This is a genomic window from Salmonella enterica subsp. diarizonae (assembly GCF_008692785.1).
In the GTDB taxonomy this organism is placed as follows: domain Bacteria; phylum Pseudomonadota; class Gammaproteobacteria; order Enterobacterales; family Enterobacteriaceae; genus Salmonella; species Salmonella diarizonae.
Map to the genome: position 1 here is coordinate 489,111 of NZ_VXJV01000002.1, position 17,460 is coordinate 506,570.

The window sequence follows — 17,460 nt, forward strand, 5'->3', positions numbered from 1 at the left end:
GATGTTTTATCGTTAAATGGCGACTTCAGTTTCTGCATCAAAGAAATGGCATTTCGCCATATCAAAATGGATGGTGATATTATCTCCTGCATAATAGTCATTCATTGCTCCGGCACGGACCACCAACTCGTGCCCCCCAACTATGGTGTACAACATAAATTCCGCTCCGGTAAGTTCCGCAACGCTAATTTTCGCAGTGGCGTTATTATCGCTACTGGTTTGCGGATGAATATCTTCCGGACGAATTCCCATCACCACGGCTTTATGTTCATATTCCTTCGCTTTTAATATCTGTAATTGTTCTTCAGCAATGGTTAATTTAAGCGTTTCGGTAACAAACTTATTACCGTCAATCGCGCCACGAATAAAATTCATCGCTGGGGAACCAATGAATCCGGCCACAAACATATTCGCCGGATGGTTATAGACGACTTTTGGAGCGCCAACTTGCTGAACAATACCGTCTTTCATAATGACAATACGCGTCGCCATCGTCATGGCTTCGGTTTGATCATGCGTGACATAAATCATGGTAGTATTTAGTTTTTGGTGCAGCTTGCTAATTTCCGCACGCATCTGAACGCGCAATTTAGCATCCAGGTTAGAGAGCGGTTCGTCCATCAGAAATACGCCTGCTTCCCGAACTATCGCCCGGCCCAGCGCCACCCGCTGGCGCTGACCGCCGGATAAGGCGCCAGGTTTACGTTTCAGATAATCCCGCAGCCCCAGAATCTGCGCCGCCCAATTGACGCGTTCAGCAATAATCGATGGCGCGATCTTCTGCATTTTCAACCCAAAAGCCATGTTGTCGTAGACGTTCATATGCGGATATAGCGCATAGTTCTGAAAAACCATCGCAATATTGCGCGCCTTCGCCGGGACGTCATTCATCCGCTGGCCGTCAATCAGTAAATCACCTGCGCTAATTTCCTCCAGACCGGCAATCATCCGCAGCGTGGTGGATTTACCGCAGCCGGACGGACCGACAAAGACAATGAATTCTTTATCAGCAATTTCCAGGTTAAAATCTTTAACCACTTGAACCTGGTTATCATATATTTTTTGAATATGTTGCAGTGAAAGTTGTGCCATGTTGATTCCTTTATGCATTTAGCCAGAAAGCCGATAAACACGACCACGTCAGATATTCCGTCGAAGGGAGAAGCAATCCCGCTCCCGTGAGTGATTCGCCAATACCTACGGATCGCATTCCACACGCGTTAATCGCCGTTATCCCCGCTTGTGCGTCTTCAATACCGATACATTTTTCCGGTACGACGCCTAACCCTTTACAGGCGGTAATAAAAATCTCCGGATCTGGTTTTGAACGTGTAATTTGCGACGCATCGGCGCAAAAATCAAAAAGGTCTTCAATATCAAGCGCCTGTAAAATAGCGGGCGCATTAAGCGATATCGAGGCGAGCGCTGTCGGGATCTGCAACCCGGCCAGAGTATTGAGTAATTCCCGAATCCCTGGCAAAACGGAATGGGGCGTCAACTGGCGTAACGAATTGACATAAATTGCGTTTTTACGCGATGCCCAGTACAGGCATTCACTCTCACTCAATGTCCCCTCTCTTCCGCCATGCCGTAAAATACGCCGCAATGACGCCATCCGGCTAATGCCCTTTAAACTGTCATTGAAGACTTCATCAATAGCTATGCCCATTTCATCGGCAATCTGTTTCCACGCCATAAAATGAAGATGCGCGGTATCAGTAATGACACCGTCTAAATCAAAAATGATGGCCTGAGGTTTCATTCACCCTCCATGGTAGCGGTCCCAATTACAGGTAAAATAACGTTGCGTCGGGAGAAACATTGCTCACCGTCAATCGTCGTCGGCTGGCCGCAGATCCACATCTCGACAGCGCGCGTGCTGCTAACCTGAATGCTTTCCGCGCTTATCGTGATAAAGAGTTCAACGCCTTGCCACTGTAGCGGAAAGGATAATTCGGACCACACTTCAGGCAACGTCGGCTCCAGATGCAATTCTCCCTGGCGGACGCTAAGACCAGCAAACCCTTGTATCGCCCCCAACCAAATGGCCCCCGTTGCGGCGGCATGAATGCCATCGTCACAGCTATGCGGGTCATCGCCGAGATCGATACGCGCCCCATCACGCCAGAATTGATACGCCATTACGGGGTCGCCACAGCGGGCCGCCACGATGCCATGAATCGCTTTACTTAAAGAGGAGTCATGGATAGTACGCGGCTCATAAAAACGAAGATTTGCCAGACATGTCTGCGACGTAAACAGCGTCGGCAGCATATAAGCCAGCATCACCACATCCGCCTGTTTAAGAATTTGCATCTCATTGACTTCTGCGCGGGAGTAATCCAGCAAAATGGTTTGTTTACCCGCCTTCGCTTTATATTGCGCTAAATCGATAACCGGCTTACTGAGGAACGTATCATCCTGTGGCAATACGCCATCTGGTTGAATCTCTGGTAGCCAGAGACGTTGTAAAAAATGTTCGGCGCGGTAAATAAAAGCCTCGTCCGCGCACTTCTGTGAACGGGCGAACTCCAGTGACTGTTCCACATTGTAGCGCGCCATATAATTGGTAAAGGCATTGTTATTGACGTGCTCGGTATATTCATCGGGGCCAATAACGTTATGAATTTCCAGACGACCATTCACCTCTATCGCGCGACTCATCCAGAATTTAGCCGTTTCCATTAACAGCGCCATTCCCTCACGGGACATAAAGTTGATATCGCGGGTGGCGTGCCAGTAATGAATGACCGCCCAGGCGATATCGGCGACGAGGTGATGTTCCGCCAACGCAGAGGCGACTTTTTGCCGTAACCCGGTACGGATATTGATTGCCGCGAATTCCGGCGTTTCTTCCTCTCCGCTGCGCGCGCTTTCCCACGGGAACAAAGCGCCCTGCCAGCCATTGCGCCTCGCCTTCTCGCGTGCGCCAGGCAAATTATGCCAGCGGTAGCGCAGCAGCCGCCTGGCGGTTTCTGGTGAGGTAAGCAGATGGAATGGCAGCAGGAACACCTCGGTATCCCAGAAAACGTGACCTTTATAACCTTCCCCGGTAAGCCCCTTCGCAGCAATACTGCTCCGCTCATCGTGCTCCGGCGTCATGATGCGTAAATGATAAAGCGCGAGATCAAGCATCTGTTGATCGTCACATGCTGTACTGACAACCTTCACACGGTGACATCGCCACCATGAATGCCAGTTCGCCGTTGTCTCTGCCAACAACGCGTCATAGCCCTGCCCGACACAGTTTTCCAGCAGCCGTAGAGACTGACGCCCCCAGCTTTCGAGCGAATTTCGCCTTTCGGAGCTCCAGTTAACCCACGTCAGTTTTTCCAGCACAAGCCGCTCGCCGGCTTTTACCTGCGCGTTGTTATGCTGCATCAGACGGCGATCTTTTGCCGTGAAACAACGCTGCACGCCACCTTTTACGCAGCAGTATGAGGAAATGGCAATATCGTTGCGTCCATCCTGAGTGGTGTAGATCCCCTGCAGATAATGCTGGCCAAAAACCCTGATCTGCGCCTCGTCCAGATGTTGACGACCATGATTAGTCATCGTGGCGTCAATACCGGTGGAAAGGGCGATACTGGCATCAGCGTCCAATGGCGTAATAGTCATCTCCATCGCCAATAACGATAACTTCTCAGCGGAAACGAAACGTCGGCTGTCAATCGCAAAGCGCATCCCATTCGGCGCCCGCCAAATCAAGGATCGACGCAACTCACCGCTGGCAAAGTCGATTTCCCGACGCCAGCGCTCGATCGTTCCGCTCAAAAGCGAAAAAATTTCGCCATTCAATGTGATGTCGACGCCAATCACATCGGGGATATTGACCAGTTCATTTATCTCGCCGCTCCCAGCCCGATGATAGAGACCCGCCAGAAACATACCGCGAGTTTGTACCGTATACGCTTCTTCATGGCAGGCGCGAACACCTATATACCCATTGCCTGAAGCCATGAGCGTGGCATATTTATTCAGACGATGCGGGCAAAACCCCGGATCGGTTAATATTGCAGGCTTTATCATAATTCCACGCACGTTCCTGTTTCAGCGGCGTGATATAACGCTGCCACCAGTTGTTGAATGACGAATCCCTGTTCCGCATCCGCAATCATGACGAGCCTGCCCTGCACATGATTAACGAAGGCTTCCATGCTGCGAAGATGGCGATTGTCGTCCGCAGTATCTCGCCTGAACAGGACATTTAATTCGCCATTCAGGTCGTTATATATCTGTGCCGGAAAGAGCGTTGCCCCGGCTATATCGCCGCAAAAGTTCACATTCATCACGGATTGCTCCGGAATATTCAGAGCAAAGGCGGTTTCGAGACGTAAGATGCCCCCGTTGTGGAATTCAATCGTGCCGAACAGTGAATCCTCAACGGTATAAGTCGCGGGGTCCCACTCGCCAAATTGGCCGCAGTGTTTACGCGTACCAATTTTCTGATAACTGTGCGCGCAAACGCGTTTTACTGCCGGAAACCCCAGTACATACATCGCCGCATCCAGCATATGAATACCGATGTCGATCAACGGCCCGCCGCCCTGCAATGCCTTGTTAGTAAATACGCCCCACCCTGGAACGCCGCAGCGACGCAATGCCCGGACGTTGGTAACATAAATCTCGCCGAGCGTGCCGGACATTACCTGCTCACGCAGCAGTTGGGTATCCAACGCAAAGCGATGGTGAAAATCATATGCCAAAACTTTCTGCACCCGCCGCGCCGTATTGCACATCTCCAGCGCTTCTTCCGGCGTCATCGCCGGCGGCTTTTCACACATCACATGACAACCCGCCTTTAACGCCATCATGGTGTGTTCATAATGAAAACGATTTGGCGAACAAATGCTGACGATATCCGGTTGAACATCGTGCAACATTTTTTCCGGATCGTCCCAGACTGAACCGCTACCGTATTTATCTGCCAGCGCTTGCGCCTGAGACAGGCGGCTGTCACAGACAGCCACCAGTTCCAGATCGTCGCGGGTGCAGTAGTACGAAGCATGAACTTTGTCCGCTACCTGGCCTGCGCCGATAATGGCGACCCGCAGCGGAGAGCTTGTCATTGCACTTTTCACGGAGATCCTCTTAGCACGCGCGCAGCCAGGCCAATGACTTACGGTACGCTTCCGGCAGATTTTCCGCCCTGACGCGCCCTTCATACACGACATAACCCTGATAATTGTCCTGACGCAGTTGTTCAAACAGCACGCTAAAATTCAACGTGCCGGTGCCCGGCTGATAACGATGGTTATCCGCAATATGAACATGCCCTAACAGATCGCGGTTATCATGTAACGCTTTCGCCATATCATCTTCTTCGATGTTCATGTGGTAGAAATCGCCAATGATCTGCACATGCTGCAGGTCGTTTTCGACGATATAGCGGCGCGCGTCGGCCAGGGTGTTAATCATATGATCCTGATAACGGTTGAGCGGTTCCAGATACACGTTAGTGCCAGTACGTTCAGCAACTTTATCGAGGTAACGCAGCGAATCGCTTACCGCTTTACGGTCGCCCTCCAGACTGCGTGGCGAGGTCATTGGCGGCAGGCGGAAGGTAAACATTCCCCATGCGGCTGGAACGATAATGCCCTGACCGCCCACATCCGCCAGCGCTTCCAGAATGCGCTCAATCTGCTTCAGGCCGTTCAGGCGGCGCTCTTCAATGAAATCGCCAATCCAGCCATCGTAGCCGCCACAGGCCGTTGTCACCGGCAGCCCTGTTTCTTTAATGGCCGCTTTGACTTCGTCGAGATTATTGACCAGCAATTTGCCGTCTATCTCAAAACCATCAAATCCCATCTGTTTGATATAACGAAATTTCTCCAGGATATTTTCCGGAAAGAAAGCCTGATTTTGTGTGCCAATTTTCATCTTCGACATTCCCTTGAGTTAAAACGTTACGCCCATCTTGATGCTCTTTTCCGGATGCCTGTCGACATACTCCATATAGCTTTCCGGGCTGGAGGCAAATGTCACGACCGGGTCAATGATTTCTTCGCAGTCGAGATAACCGTTCATCAGCAGTTCCCAGCAGGTCTCTTCAATACGCTTACGATTCCAGCGCGGATAGTCCGGATTCGGCTCGCTACAGGCGCGAGCGAAAACAATTTTGGCGTTATTAAAATGTGCTTCGCGTCCCAGGTTGAACCCTGCCGCAAACGGTTTAGCGAAAGCCACGTAAGAGATGGTGCCGCCGTAGGCCAGACCACGAAGGGCTGATTGCAACGCATCCGCATATCCGCTGGTTTCGATGATCACGTCTGCGCCCTGCTTAGCGGTCAGTTTTTTGATCTCCATGCCGACATCGGTTCCGCCAGGGTTGAGGCAGAAATCAGCGCCATGACGGCGTGCGATATCACAGCGATGCGCAATAGGATCTACACCAATCACCACAGATGCGCCGGCTTTTTTCGCCAGTTGTACCGCGATTTGTCCAATAGCGCCTAAACCGACAATGACGACAAAATCGCCCACGCGTACGTTGGCATCCCTAACTCCGCTCATGGCGAACTGGGCCGGGTCATAGCAGACCGCGTTTTTCCACGAGCCGCCTTCCGGCATCTTGCGCAGTTTGTAGTTATTCACCGCGTTAATAATGACCGTCTCAGACAACGGGCCATAACCACATACCCGATCGCCAACGGCGTACTCGGTTACATCGCTCCCGCATTCAATAATGTCGCCTACCACCATGTTACCGAGCTGGAACTTACCGAATTCGATGCCGCGCGGCGCGCCTTCCGGTCTCGGCATAAACATCTGCCACTCAGGGTTGAAGTCTTCATCAATAAACGGGCTGGCGGCGCGGAAATCGACCACCTCGGTTCCATGCTTCGGCGCTCCGTACAGTACGCGAATTTTTACTTCATTCGCTAAAATGGTACGATCTTCATACTCCACCAACGCCGCCACGCGCGGTTGTGTGGCGATTAACTTTTTCATCTATAACTCCTTGTTTAAAATGGCCGCTTCAGCCCTTCACGCCGCCAGCGGTCAAACCACTCTTAATAAAACGTTCGGAAAGCGCGTACATCACCACCACTGGTAATGCTGTCACCAACGACGCCGCCATCATGCGGCCCCAGATATAGTCAGGCGTACTGAACAGCGTGTTCAGACCCACCGGCAACGTGAAGTTGCTGGCGCTGGAGAGAAAAATTGACGCAAAAAGATAGTCGTTCCAGGCCACCATGAAGCAATAGACAAAGACCGATACCAACCCTGACATTGCCAGCGGCACGGTGATGCGAAAGATAATTTGCAGGCGATTCAGCCCATCCATCATCGCCGCTTCTTCGATCTCATCCGGGATGGTGTCGAAGTAGCTTTTCAACATGAACACCGCTGTGGGTAAGGTCTGAGTGACCATGGTGATAATGAGCGCCATTTCGGTATCGTAGATGCCAAGCGCGGTGATAATTTTGAACAGCGGCACCACCAGCAAAATGCCGGAAAACATATACACGGTATAAAAGCTGGCGTTGATGGTCATCCGCCCTTTAAAGCGTAAGCGGGACAATGCATACGCCCCGAGCGTACCTAAAAATACCGCGACAACCGACGACACGACCGAGACCACCATACTGTTGCGGAAGTAGTCGACGAACGGAAAAATCAGCGGGTTAAAAATGTCGACATAGTGTTCCAGCGTCCAGTGCTGCGGGAAAAGCGTCGGATGTAATGAAATGGCTTCTTTTGCGTTCTTAAACGACGTCATCAGCATCACAAAAAAAGGAAAAAGCGTGATGATAAGAAAAACGATCAATCCGCAATAAAAACCGATCTGCCCAGCTTTACGTTTATTTGTTGCCATTGAGATTCACCCGTTTTCTGGTCAGCAAGATGACGGCAAAAATGATGATGAAGAGTACGACGGAGATCGCAGCCGCTTTTCCTAAGTCATTAAATGCAAATGCTGTTTTGTAAAGATATACGCCGAGAATATCGACCTTCGTGGTCAGCAGATAAACATCGGCGAACATATAGAACATCCAGATGGTGCGCAGGGTTACAACGGTCGCTAATACCGGCATGATGGCGGGCAGCGTGACGATGCAAAAGCGTTGCCAGGCATTCGCGCCATCCATTTCCGCGGCTTCATAGAGCGATTTATCAATGGTCTGCAAAATCGCCAGAAATGAAATAAAGGCATACGGGAAATAACGCCAGATCGCGAACAACACCACTAATACGAAGCTGCTGCCTGGATTGTCAAACCACAGCGGCGCGCGCTCGTAGAGGTGCAGCAGATCTACGCCAAGATAGTTCACGATGCCGTAGCCGTTGTTGAACATGTATTTCCAGGCAAAAACCAACGAGATTGACGGCGTTACGTAGGAAAGAATCACCAGTGAGCGCGCCGTTTTACGCAGACGGAACTCTCGGTTGAAGAACATCGCCACGCCCAGCCCCAGCGCCGTACTACCTGCCACCACCAGCGCGGTGTACCAGACTGTCATCCATAACGAATGCCAGAAGCCAGGATCGGAAAGGATGCTGATATAGTTGCTTAACCCGACAAAAGTAGACGTAATCTGCGGATTTAGCGGCAAACGCAAGAAACTGATTTCGATATTCGATATCATCGGCCATGCGACTAACCCGCCCAGCAGCAACAAACTGGGCGCCAGTAGTAACATCGCGAATGGCATATCGGAACGAGCGGAAAAAAACCTATTCATAACAGCTTTCTACGTCCGTGTTAGCGTTGTTCAACAAGGGCATCCAGTTTTTGCTGGCTTTCCTTGATAGTCGAAGACAAACTAGCCTTACCCACCGTCACGTTATGCACCATTGAGCTCACCACGCCCGAACCGGTGACATCGCCCATACGAGTAAAGTTCTTATCTCCTACTGCGCCGAATACCTGGATATTAGGTAGCTCGGCAATCAACTGGTAAGGCAGGTCGCCCAGCGCTTTGATCACCGCGTTTTCCTTCCAGGTTGCCGTATTTACTACGGCTTTATTCACTGGTAATGCCGCCCCCGGCGACATCATCACCCAATCGGCGATGTTGTCCGCCTGCTCCATAAAGGCGACAAATTTTTCTGCTGCCTCCGTCTCCTCTTTTTTCTGCCCCGTGGTAATCGTTAGCGATGTCAACATGCCGTACACCGCGGACGTTTTTTCAGTGGGAACAACAAAGCCCACATTCTGCGGATCGCCCTCTTTAATGACCGCCGGGAGAATATAAGTGGAGTAAATCGCCATCGGCGCCGTACCATTCATAAAAGCATCTTTAACTTCCATAATGTCGTTCGAGCCCGGCATAGTGTTGTCCGCCAGGGAACGGTAATACTCCAGCGCCTGGGACATTTCCGGCGTATCGAGAGTAATCTTTCCTTCGGCGTTAAAGACGTTGGCCTGGTTGGATAAGGCGAACTGCGAGAAGGACTGTTCTGTCAATACACTTTCCGCCGTCGGCAACGCAATACCGTATTTCTTATGCGCGGGATCGTTTAATTTCTGCGCAACATTCAATAACTGCTGCCAGTTTTTCGGCTCTCCCAGCCCGGCTTTCGCCAGCACATCTTTGCGATACCAGATACCGCCAATCCAGGCGCTGACCGGAACACCGGTCCATGCGGCACCATCTTCAGTGCGCACAATGCGCAGCACGCCGTCATAGAAAGTATTTTTCCCCAGATGCTGAATAACACTTGCCACGGCGTTACGATCGATCAGTTGCTCTTTATCCATCACTTTGGCGTAATCGTGACTGGTCTCAATAACCTCCGGCAGCGAGCCGCTTCGCGCCAGCGTGATGACTTTGGTGTTATAGGCATCTTCTTCAACAGGAACTTGTTTTACAGTAATATCCGGGTTTTCCTTTTCGAAGCGGGCAATAAGTTCACTAATAACGGCCTGACGCTCTTGCTCCACCGAAGAGTGCATAAACTCAATAGAGACATTCGATTTTTTCTCGTCATTGCATCCTGAAATCAGGGCGCAGGAAACCAGTGCTGATAACAGCACAATTTTAGTTTTGAGCATAAAATGTTCCTTGTTATTTTTTAATCCACAGAACCTGCCAGGGGTGTAGCGTTAATACCTCGCCAGTGAGATTCGTTTCGCTAATTAAATCAGTACCGTAAAACTTTTTACTATTAACAGTATTTATGTTATCGCTGACATTAAACAAAGCGACAACAGACTCTCCTGTTTTTGCCACTCGCTCTATTTGCATAACACAAGGTGATAAATTTTTAATGGAAAATTCGCTTTCCGGATGAAACGCTTTATTGTTACGACGAATGGCAATAAGTCTGGATAAGGCATGATAGACGCGGTGTCTTAACGTAGTCTCATCCTTTAATTCGGTTTCAATTTCCGCGCGCTGATATTTCTTTCTATTAATCGCCCGGTTATACCCCAGTTTTTCCACGCCGTCATAATCATTACGGGAACCCAGAATACTTTGTATATATATTGCCGGCACGCCTGGAAAAGAGAGTAAAATAGCATGGGCCAGAATAAACCTGGCGAGGCGTTGATCGTCAGTACTGTCACGATCGCTAAGCGCATCCATATACGTCACGTTTATTTCATAAGGGCTGCGGCTACCATCCGGGTTATTTTTCCAGTTAACTAGCGCGCCTTCTTGCTGTAAGTCCTCTACCAGCTTCAGGATCTCATCTTCCGGCAGAAGACCGCGCAATGGATTAAGCCCGATGCCGTCATGAGACGCCAGGAAATTGAACCAGGTGGTATTTTCCGAAGGTAGCGTCAGGGATTGAGCCCATGAGCACAGCGCCTGGACATCCTGACCGTGGATAGCATGAAGCACCAGCGGCGGCAGGGAAAATTGATAGACCATATGCGCTTCATCCTCGCCGTTCCCCAGGTACGCAATATTGTCTTTATGCGGCACATTGGTCTCGGTGATAATGACCGTGCCCGGCGCGACGGCCTCAGTAATGGCGCGAAATAGCTTAATCAGCAGATGCGTTTGCGGAAGATGAATACAGGAGGTTCCGGGCGATTTCCACATAAACCCTACCGCGTCCAGACGAATATAATCTGCGCCCTTCTCTAAATAAGTCAGCAGTACGTCGACCATCGCCAGCAATACTTCCGGGCAACGATAATTGAGATCAATCTGGTCATCGCTAAAGGTAGTCCATAGATGATGAACAGAATTGTCTTGCAGGGTAAATGGTGTAAGCAGCGGTAAGGCGCGTGGTCGGGTTACCGCGCTAAGATCGGTTAATGGTGCTACGGCAATAAAAAAGTTTTCAAAGCCTGGTGTTTGTCGCAAATAATGGTTAAACCATTCACTTTTGGCCGACATATGATTGCAAACAAAGTCAAACATAAGTTGACTGGTCTGGCTAAGCGCCCTGATATCCTCCCACTCGCCCGTTTCAGGCGCGACCTGATGATAATCTACGACTGAAAAACCGTCATCCGAAGACCACGGATAAAAAGGTAATAAATGGAGATGAGAAAAAATGGTCGCCAGCCATTGTCGATGAAATTGATTAAGCGTTGGCAACGGTTTGGATGTGTCGCTGTGAAATTGATCGGCGTAAGTAATGAGCACCACGTCCCTTTCATCCCAGTGCGCTTTACGCTGCTTTGAAATTAATAACCGTGCTTTTTCGATACGTGAATTCAGAACCTCGTAATGCCGTGGCGTAAATGTTTTTCCATAGACTTCTGACAGGCTTTTCTCGATTTTTTGGTTCACTTTCATTTCTCATGGTAGCGGTCCCACAAAACAAAAGACTACTCCGCGAAAAATAAGCTGTCAATCTGGATGATGCGACGAAAAGTCGCTATAAAAGACTTTTGGCAGCCCAAAAATCATATTTGTGAGCTGCCGCAAATTAAGGAGGGATTTGTGATCTAACTGTTACAGCTAATATCTATTCTGGTAATCAGGTACGATTTCCCCTGTAGCGTTTTGCTATTTTAGCGGCCGCACGATTCAATAACGGCTCCAGTGCAAACGCCAGCAACATTTTCAGCGGACGACGGGCAACGGATTTTACCGCCCATCCCGCCACGCCGGCAGGCCCGTAGCGTAGCGCGGTCAACAGAACCAGCTTACCTGCTATTTTGAAGCCGGGCTTCACCTTCTGCCCGGCGCGTTGCCAGCGAGTATTCATCTTCACCCTCCCGATATATGCCTTACAGTTGACGGAAACGACTACGCAATGTGAACGTATCTGACGTTACGTAGCGTTCCATTTCTCGCAAGCGCTTTTCGCCTGCGGCAAGCTCTCTGTCTACGGTATCCAGCAGTTCGCCGCTGGTCGGCGGCGATTCGCCTGCGGCCAGATTATCCGGCATAGGGTCCAGTACAAAAGAAAGGACGATATAGGCCACTACGGTAAAAAAGGCCAGACCAAAGAAAATCGACAACACGACCAGAATACGCACCAGTTTTACCGGTACATCAAGATAGTCGGCGATCCCGGCGCAAACGCCCCGCACCATGCCCTTTTGCGGAATACGCCATAGTTTTTTATTCAGATTGATTCCACCCATTAGCGCTCTCTCCAGTTCGGATGCTCTGCATCAAGAATGTCTTCCAGCGCCTGAATGCGCTCGCGCATACATTGCGCGTCGTCTGTCAGTTGCAGTAAGCGTTGCTGCTCGCTTTGCGGCAGTTCTCCCCGACCGGCGCGGTTGCTGTAATGCAGCCACAGCCAAATCGGTAACACAAACAACACAAAAATGGTTAACGGGATGGCCAGAAATAGCGCGCTCATGCGTTCTCCTTACACCTAAAGCTGATGAGCGGCGGCGCGTACCGGCGCCGCCATTGTCGTTATTGATTATCTTGCTTCATTTTGGCTTTTAACTGCGCCAACTGCTCGCTGATTTCATCATCGGCTTTCAGGTTGGCAAACTGTTGGTCCAGCGATTGCTGCTTACCAAAATGATGACTTTCCGCTTCCGCTTCCATTTGATCGATACGGCGTTCAAAGGATTCAAACCGCGCCATCGCTTCATCCAGTTTGCCGCTGTCAAGCTGACGACGGACATCGCGGGAAGAACTTGCCGCCTGATGACGCAGCATCAGCGCCTGCTGGCGAGCGCGTGTTTCGCTGAGTTTGTTTTCCAGCTCGCCAATCTCTTTCTTCATGCGCGCCAGCGTGTCATCCACCAGCGTGACTTCCTGTTCAAGCGTAGCAATTAAGTCGGTCAGCTTCTGTTTTTCAATCAATGCGGCACGCGCCAGATCGTCTTTATCTTTGCGCAGAGCCAGTTCCGCTTTTTCCTGCCACTCGGTCTGCTGAGCCGTAGCCTGTTCGATACGACGGGATAACTGTTTCTTTTCCGCTAACGCACGCGCGGAGTTCGAGCGAACCTCAACCAGCGTATCTTCCATCTCCTGAATCATCAGGCGCACCAGCTTCTGCGGATCTTCCGCTTTTTCCAGCAACGCGTTGATATTGGCATTCACGATGTCGGCAAAACGAGAAAAAATACCCATAATTCAATCCTCACATAATGTTCTGATAACGGGCGATGCCCTGCTACGTGATTAATACAATTTGCGTGCCAACTTTTTATGTTATTGATAATAAATAAATTGTATTGTTTTACCTCGTCAGCAAAAAAGGATAAAGTGGTGAGAAACACTAACATGTGGCGATTTTCATCATGGTTGAATTTAAAGATAACCTGCTCGGCGAGGCAAACCGTTTTCTTGAGGTCCTGGAACAAGTTTCCCGGCTTGCGCCGCTGGATAAGCCAGTTCTGATTATTGGCGAACGCGGTACGGGTAAGGAACTTATCGCCAATCGCCTGCATTATCTCTCTTCACGCTGGCAGGGACCGCTTATCTCGCTTAATTGCGCGGCGCTTAACGAAAACCTGCTGGACTCCGAACTGTTTGGCCATGAAGCGGGCGCTTTTACCGGGGCGCAAAAACGCCATCCCGGTCGCTTTGAACGCGCCGATGGCGGCACGCTGTTTCTGGATGAACTGGCGACAGCGCCGATGCTGGTACAGGAAAAGCTGCTGCGGGTGATTGAATATGGCGAGCTAGAGCGTGTCGGCGGCAGCCAGCCGTTACAGGTTAATGTGCGATTAGTATGCGCCACCAATGCCGATTTACCCGCCATGGTGAAGGAAGGGACATTTCGTGCCGATCTGCTAGACAGGCTGGCTTTTGATGTTGTACAACTGCCGCCGCTGCGCGAACGCCAAAGCGATATCATGCTGATGGCCGAGCATTTTGCTATTCAGATGTGTCGTGAGCTACGTCTGCCCTTATTTCCCGGTTTTACCGATCGGGCAAAAGAAACGTTGTTGCATTACGCCTGGCCGGGTAATGTCCGCGAGCTGAAAAACGTAGTTGAACGTTCAGTGTATCGCCACGGCAGCAGTGAACATCCTTTGGATGAAATTGTTATCGATCCTTTTCAACGCCATCCCGACGAACCGCCCGCGCCCGCCCAGCCAACGGCATCCGCCACGCCCGCCCTGCCGCTCAAGTTGCGTGAGTTTCAACTACAACAGGAAAAAGCGCTGCTGCAACGTAGCTTACAGCAGGCGAAATTTAACCAGAAACGAGCCGCCGATTTACTGGGACTCACCTACCACCAATTTCGCGCCTTGCTTAAAAAGCATCAGCTTTAGCTATTTCTCCTGCTAATTGACGACATTTACGCCAGTTATCCACCGACATTTTTACGTGGCGGGCCGAAGTGCGATACACTTTGCAAATTGAACTTCAAAAACTTAACTATTATGCGCCTGGTTTTATCGTCTCTGATCGTGATCGCGGGTCTACTGAGTAGTCAGGCTACGGCTGCGACTGCGCCCGAACAAACTGCGAGTGCAGATATTCGCGATAGCGGCTTTGTGTATTGTGTCAGCGGGCAGGTCAACACCTTTAATCCGCAAAAAGCGAGCAGCGGCCTCATCGTCGATACCCTTGCCGCCCAGTTATATGACCGCCTGTTGGATGTCGATCCCTATACGTATCGTTTAGTACCAGAGCTGGCAGAAAGCTGGGAAGTGCTGGATAACGGGGCAACGTACCGTTTTCACCTGCGCCGCGACGTCTCCTTTCAAAAAACCGCCTGGTTTACGCCGACCCGAAAACTCAATGCTGATGATGTCGTCTTTACCTTTCAGCGGATTTTCGATCGTCAGCATCCGTGGCATAACATCAACGGCAGTAGCTTCCCCTACTTTGATAGCCTACAGTTCGCCGACAATGTAAAAAGCGTGCGCAAGCTGGACAATAACACCGTTGAGTTTCGCCTGGCGCAGCCAGACGCTTCCTTTTTATGGCATCTGGCCACGCACTACGCTTCCGTCATGTCCGCTGAGTACGCCGCGCAGCTTAGCCGTAAAGATCGTCAGGAACTGCTTGATCGCCAACCGGTCGGCACCGGGCCTTTCCAGCTTTCGGAATACCGTGCCGGGCAGTTTATTCGTCTACAGCGCCACGACGGGTTTTGGCGCGGCAAACCGCTGATGCCGCAAGTGGTGGTGGATTTAGGCTCCGGCGGTACCGGGCGTTTATCGAAATTACTGACTGGCGAATGCGATGTTCTGGCCTGGCCCGCCGCCAGCCAACTGACCATTTTACGCGACGATCCGCGTTTGCGCCTGACGTTGCGCCCGGGGATGAATATCGCCTATCTGGCCTTTAACACCGATAAGCCGCCGTTGAATAATCCTGCAGTGCGCCATGCGCTGGCATTATCGATCAATAACCAGCGCCTGATGCAGTCGATTTATTACGGCACAGCAGAAACAGCAGCCTCTATTTTACCGCGAGCCTCATGGGCTTACGATAACGATGCCAAAATTACGGAGTACAATCCGGAAAAATCGCGCGAACAGCTAAAAGCGCTGGGCATTGAGAATCTTACGCTGCATCTCTGGGTGCCGACCAGCTCTCAGGCCTGGAACCCAAGTCCGCTAAAAACGGCGGAGCTTATTCAGGCGGATATGGCGCAGGTTGGCGTAAAAGTGGTCATCGTGCCGGTTGAAGGTCGTTTTCAGGAGGCGCGCCTGATGGATATGAATCACGATCTGACCTTATCCGGCTGGGCCACGGACAGCAACGATCCGGATAGCTTTTTCAGACCGTTGTTAAGCTGTGCGGCCATCAATTCGCAAACCAATTTCGCCCACTGGTGTAACCCTGAATTTGACAGCGTCCTGCGCAAGGCACTGTCGTCGCAGCAGTTGGCTTCGCGCATAGAAGCGTATGACGAAGCGCAGAATATCCTGGCGAAAGAGCTGCCGATACTACCGCTGGCGTCATCACTACGCTTACAGGCTTACCGCTACGATATTAAAGGACTGGTGTTAAGCCCGTTCGGTAATGCGTCTTTTGCCGGCGTCTCCCGCGAAAAACACGAAGAGGTGAAAAAACCATGATTATCTTCACCCTGCGTCGGTTATTGCTCTTGCTGGTGACGCTATTCTTCCTGACCTTTATCGGCTTTAGCCTGAGCTATTTTACGCCGCACGCGCCGCTACAGGGCGCATCATTATGGAATGCCTGGGTTTTCTGGTTCAACGGTCTGCTGCACTGGGACTTTGGCGTGTCCAGCATTAACGGCCAACTGATCTCCGAACAGCTTAAAGAGGTGTTTCCCGCCACGATGGAACTGTGCATTCTCGCCTTTGGCTTTGCGCTGATGGTTGGCATTCCGGTCGGGATGCTGGCTGGCGTGACGCGTAGCAAATGGCCGGATCGTTTTATCAGCGCGCTGGCGCTATTAGGCTTCTCAATTCCGGTTTTCTGGCTGGCGCTTCTGCTCACACTGTTCTTTTCGCTCACGCTGGGGTGGCTGCCGGTATCCGGGCGATTTGACCTGCTTTATGAAGTTAAACCGGTTACCGGTTTCGCCATTATTGATGCCTGGATTTCAGATTCGCCGTGGCGCGATGAAATGGTAATGAGCGCCATACGACATATGATTTTACCGGTGCTCACGCTTTCCGTCGCGCCGACCACAGAAGTGATCCGCCTGATGCGAATCAGCACTATTGAGGTCTACGATCAGAACTACGTTAAAGCGGCGGCCACGCGCGGCTTGTCGCGCTTTACGATTTTACGCCGTCACGTGTTGCATAATGCGCTGCCGCCGGTCATTCCCCGTCTTGGCCTGCAGTTTTCAACCATGTTGACGCTGGCGATGATTACCGAAATGGTCTTTAGCTGGCCTGGGCTGGGAAGATGGTTAATTCACGCCATTCGTCAGCAGGACTATGCCGCTATTTCCGCCGGCGTGATGGTCATTGGGTCGCTGGTTATTGTGGTCAATGTGATTTCCGATATTTTGGGTGCTATGGCTAACCCTCTGAAACATAAGGAATGGTATGCCTTGCGATAGCAGCTACAGAAATAATAAAAAACAATATTAAATCAATATGTTGTGATTTCATTTTTGTGGAAAATTTGTTTTGTAGCACACAAATATATACACATTGTTTTCTACTTTCTCCGGCAGTCCATGTTTCGATGA

The 17,460-nt window shown here is 50.8% G+C and carries 17 protein-coding genes; 3 read left to right on the plus strand and 14 right to left on the minus strand.

All coding sequences use genetic code 11. From position 1 onward, the window contains the following. Positions 1–12: 12 nt before the first annotated feature. The 14 genes from F4V72_RS06360 to pspA all read right to left on the minus strand — a co-directional run bounded on the left by F4V72_RS06360 (position 13) and on the right by pspA (position 13,454). Positions 13–1,092: an ABC transporter ATP-binding protein gene (locus tag F4V72_RS06360; RefSeq protein ID WP_053511157.1), complete on the minus strand. Its 1,080-nt coding sequence runs from the start codon at positions 1,090–1,092 to the stop codon at positions 13–15. Between the two features lie 10 nt (positions 1,093–1,102). Next, on the minus strand, positions 1,103–1,762 hold the full coding sequence (gene pgmB / locus F4V72_RS06365) for a beta-phosphoglucomutase (protein WP_023246465.1): 660 nt from the start codon (positions 1,760–1,762) through the stop codon (positions 1,103–1,105). Further along, the gene (locus tag F4V72_RS06370; protein ID WP_136058294.1) at positions 1,759–4,029 is read right to left on the minus strand and encodes a glycoside hydrolase family 65 protein; all 2,271 of its coding nucleotides are present in this window, start codon (positions 4,027–4,029) and stop codon (positions 1,759–1,761) included. The genes pgmB and F4V72_RS06370 overlap by 4 nt, the downstream gene beginning before the upstream one ends. After that, entirely contained in the window at positions 4,026–5,081 is a 1,056-nt protein-coding gene (locus tag F4V72_RS06375) for a Gfo/Idh/MocA family protein (protein ID WP_023246467.1), read from the minus strand. Before F4V72_RS06375 ends, F4V72_RS06370 begins: the two co-directional genes overlap by 4 nt. A 10-nt stretch (positions 5,082–5,091) precedes the next feature. Further along, positions 5,092–5,880: a sugar phosphate isomerase/epimerase family protein gene (locus F4V72_RS06380; protein WP_136058295.1), complete on the minus strand. Its 789-nt coding sequence runs from the start codon at positions 5,878–5,880 to the stop codon at positions 5,092–5,094. 18 nt (positions 5,881–5,898) lie between these two features. Continuing rightward, complete coding sequence (locus F4V72_RS06385; protein WP_053511152.1) at positions 5,899–6,951, minus strand: zinc-dependent alcohol dehydrogenase; 1,053 nt, start codon at positions 6,949–6,951, stop codon at positions 5,899–5,901. 28 nt (positions 6,952–6,979) lie between these two features. Then, entirely contained in the window at positions 6,980–7,822 is an 843-nt protein-coding gene (locus F4V72_RS06390; protein WP_053511150.1) for a carbohydrate ABC transporter permease, read from the minus strand. Continuing rightward, a complete protein-coding gene (locus F4V72_RS06395; protein ID WP_114048837.1) occupies positions 7,809–8,690 on the minus strand; it encodes a carbohydrate ABC transporter permease in 882 nt (293 codons plus the stop codon). The genes F4V72_RS06390 and F4V72_RS06395 overlap by 14 nt, the downstream gene beginning before the upstream one ends. Positions 8,691–8,710: 20 nt before the next feature. Then, positions 8,711–10,003 carry an ABC transporter substrate-binding protein gene (locus F4V72_RS06400; RefSeq protein ID WP_023246472.1) on the minus strand — a complete coding sequence of 431 codons (1,293 nt, stop codon included), beginning with the start codon at positions 10,001–10,003 and terminating at the stop codon, positions 8,711–8,713. Between the two features lie 13 nt (positions 10,004–10,016). Continuing rightward, positions 10,017–11,699 carry a sugar phosphorylase gene (locus F4V72_RS06405; RefSeq protein ID WP_170245745.1) on the minus strand — a complete coding sequence of 561 codons (1,683 nt, stop codon included), beginning with the start codon at positions 11,697–11,699 and terminating at the stop codon, positions 10,017–10,019. A gap of 190 nt (positions 11,700–11,889) precedes the next feature. Beyond that, positions 11,890–12,120, minus strand: coding sequence for a phage shock protein PspD (gene pspD, locus F4V72_RS06410; protein WP_001097606.1), 231 nt, complete (start codon positions 12,118–12,120; stop codon positions 11,890–11,892). Between the two features lie 22 nt (positions 12,121–12,142). Next, positions 12,143–12,502, minus strand: a complete 360-nt coding sequence (gene pspC, locus F4V72_RS06415; protein ID WP_053511146.1) for an envelope stress response membrane protein PspC — start codon at positions 12,500–12,502, stop codon at positions 12,143–12,145. Then, positions 12,502–12,726, minus strand: coding sequence for an envelope stress response membrane protein PspB (pspB, locus tag F4V72_RS06420; RefSeq protein WP_136058297.1), 225 nt, complete (start codon positions 12,724–12,726; stop codon positions 12,502–12,504). The genes pspC and pspB overlap by 1 nt, the downstream gene beginning before the upstream one ends. Before the next feature lie 59 nt (positions 12,727–12,785). Further along, positions 12,786–13,454 carry a phage shock protein PspA gene (pspA, locus tag F4V72_RS06425; RefSeq protein WP_000510999.1) on the minus strand — a complete coding sequence of 223 codons (669 nt, stop codon included), beginning with the start codon at positions 13,452–13,454 and terminating at the stop codon, positions 12,786–12,788. 170 nt (positions 13,455–13,624) lie between these two features. Between pspA and pspF the strand changes: the two genes are divergently transcribed. From pspF to sapB, 3 genes are all read left to right on the plus strand, one after another. Further along, positions 13,625–14,605: a phage shock protein operon transcriptional activator gene (gene pspF / locus F4V72_RS06430; protein ID WP_023246477.1), complete on the plus strand. Its 981-nt coding sequence runs from the start codon at positions 13,625–13,627 to the stop codon at positions 14,603–14,605. 111 nt (positions 14,606–14,716) lie between these two features. After that, entirely contained in the window at positions 14,717–16,366 is a 1,650-nt protein-coding gene (gene sapA / locus F4V72_RS06435; RefSeq protein WP_023246478.1) for a peptide ABC transporter substrate-binding protein SapA, read from the plus strand. After that, a complete protein-coding gene (sapB, locus tag F4V72_RS06440; RefSeq protein ID WP_023246479.1) occupies positions 16,363–17,328 on the plus strand; it encodes a peptide ABC transporter permease SapB in 966 nt (321 codons plus the stop codon). Before sapA ends, sapB begins: the two co-directional genes overlap by 4 nt. Positions 17,329–17,460 lie beyond the last annotated feature (132 nt).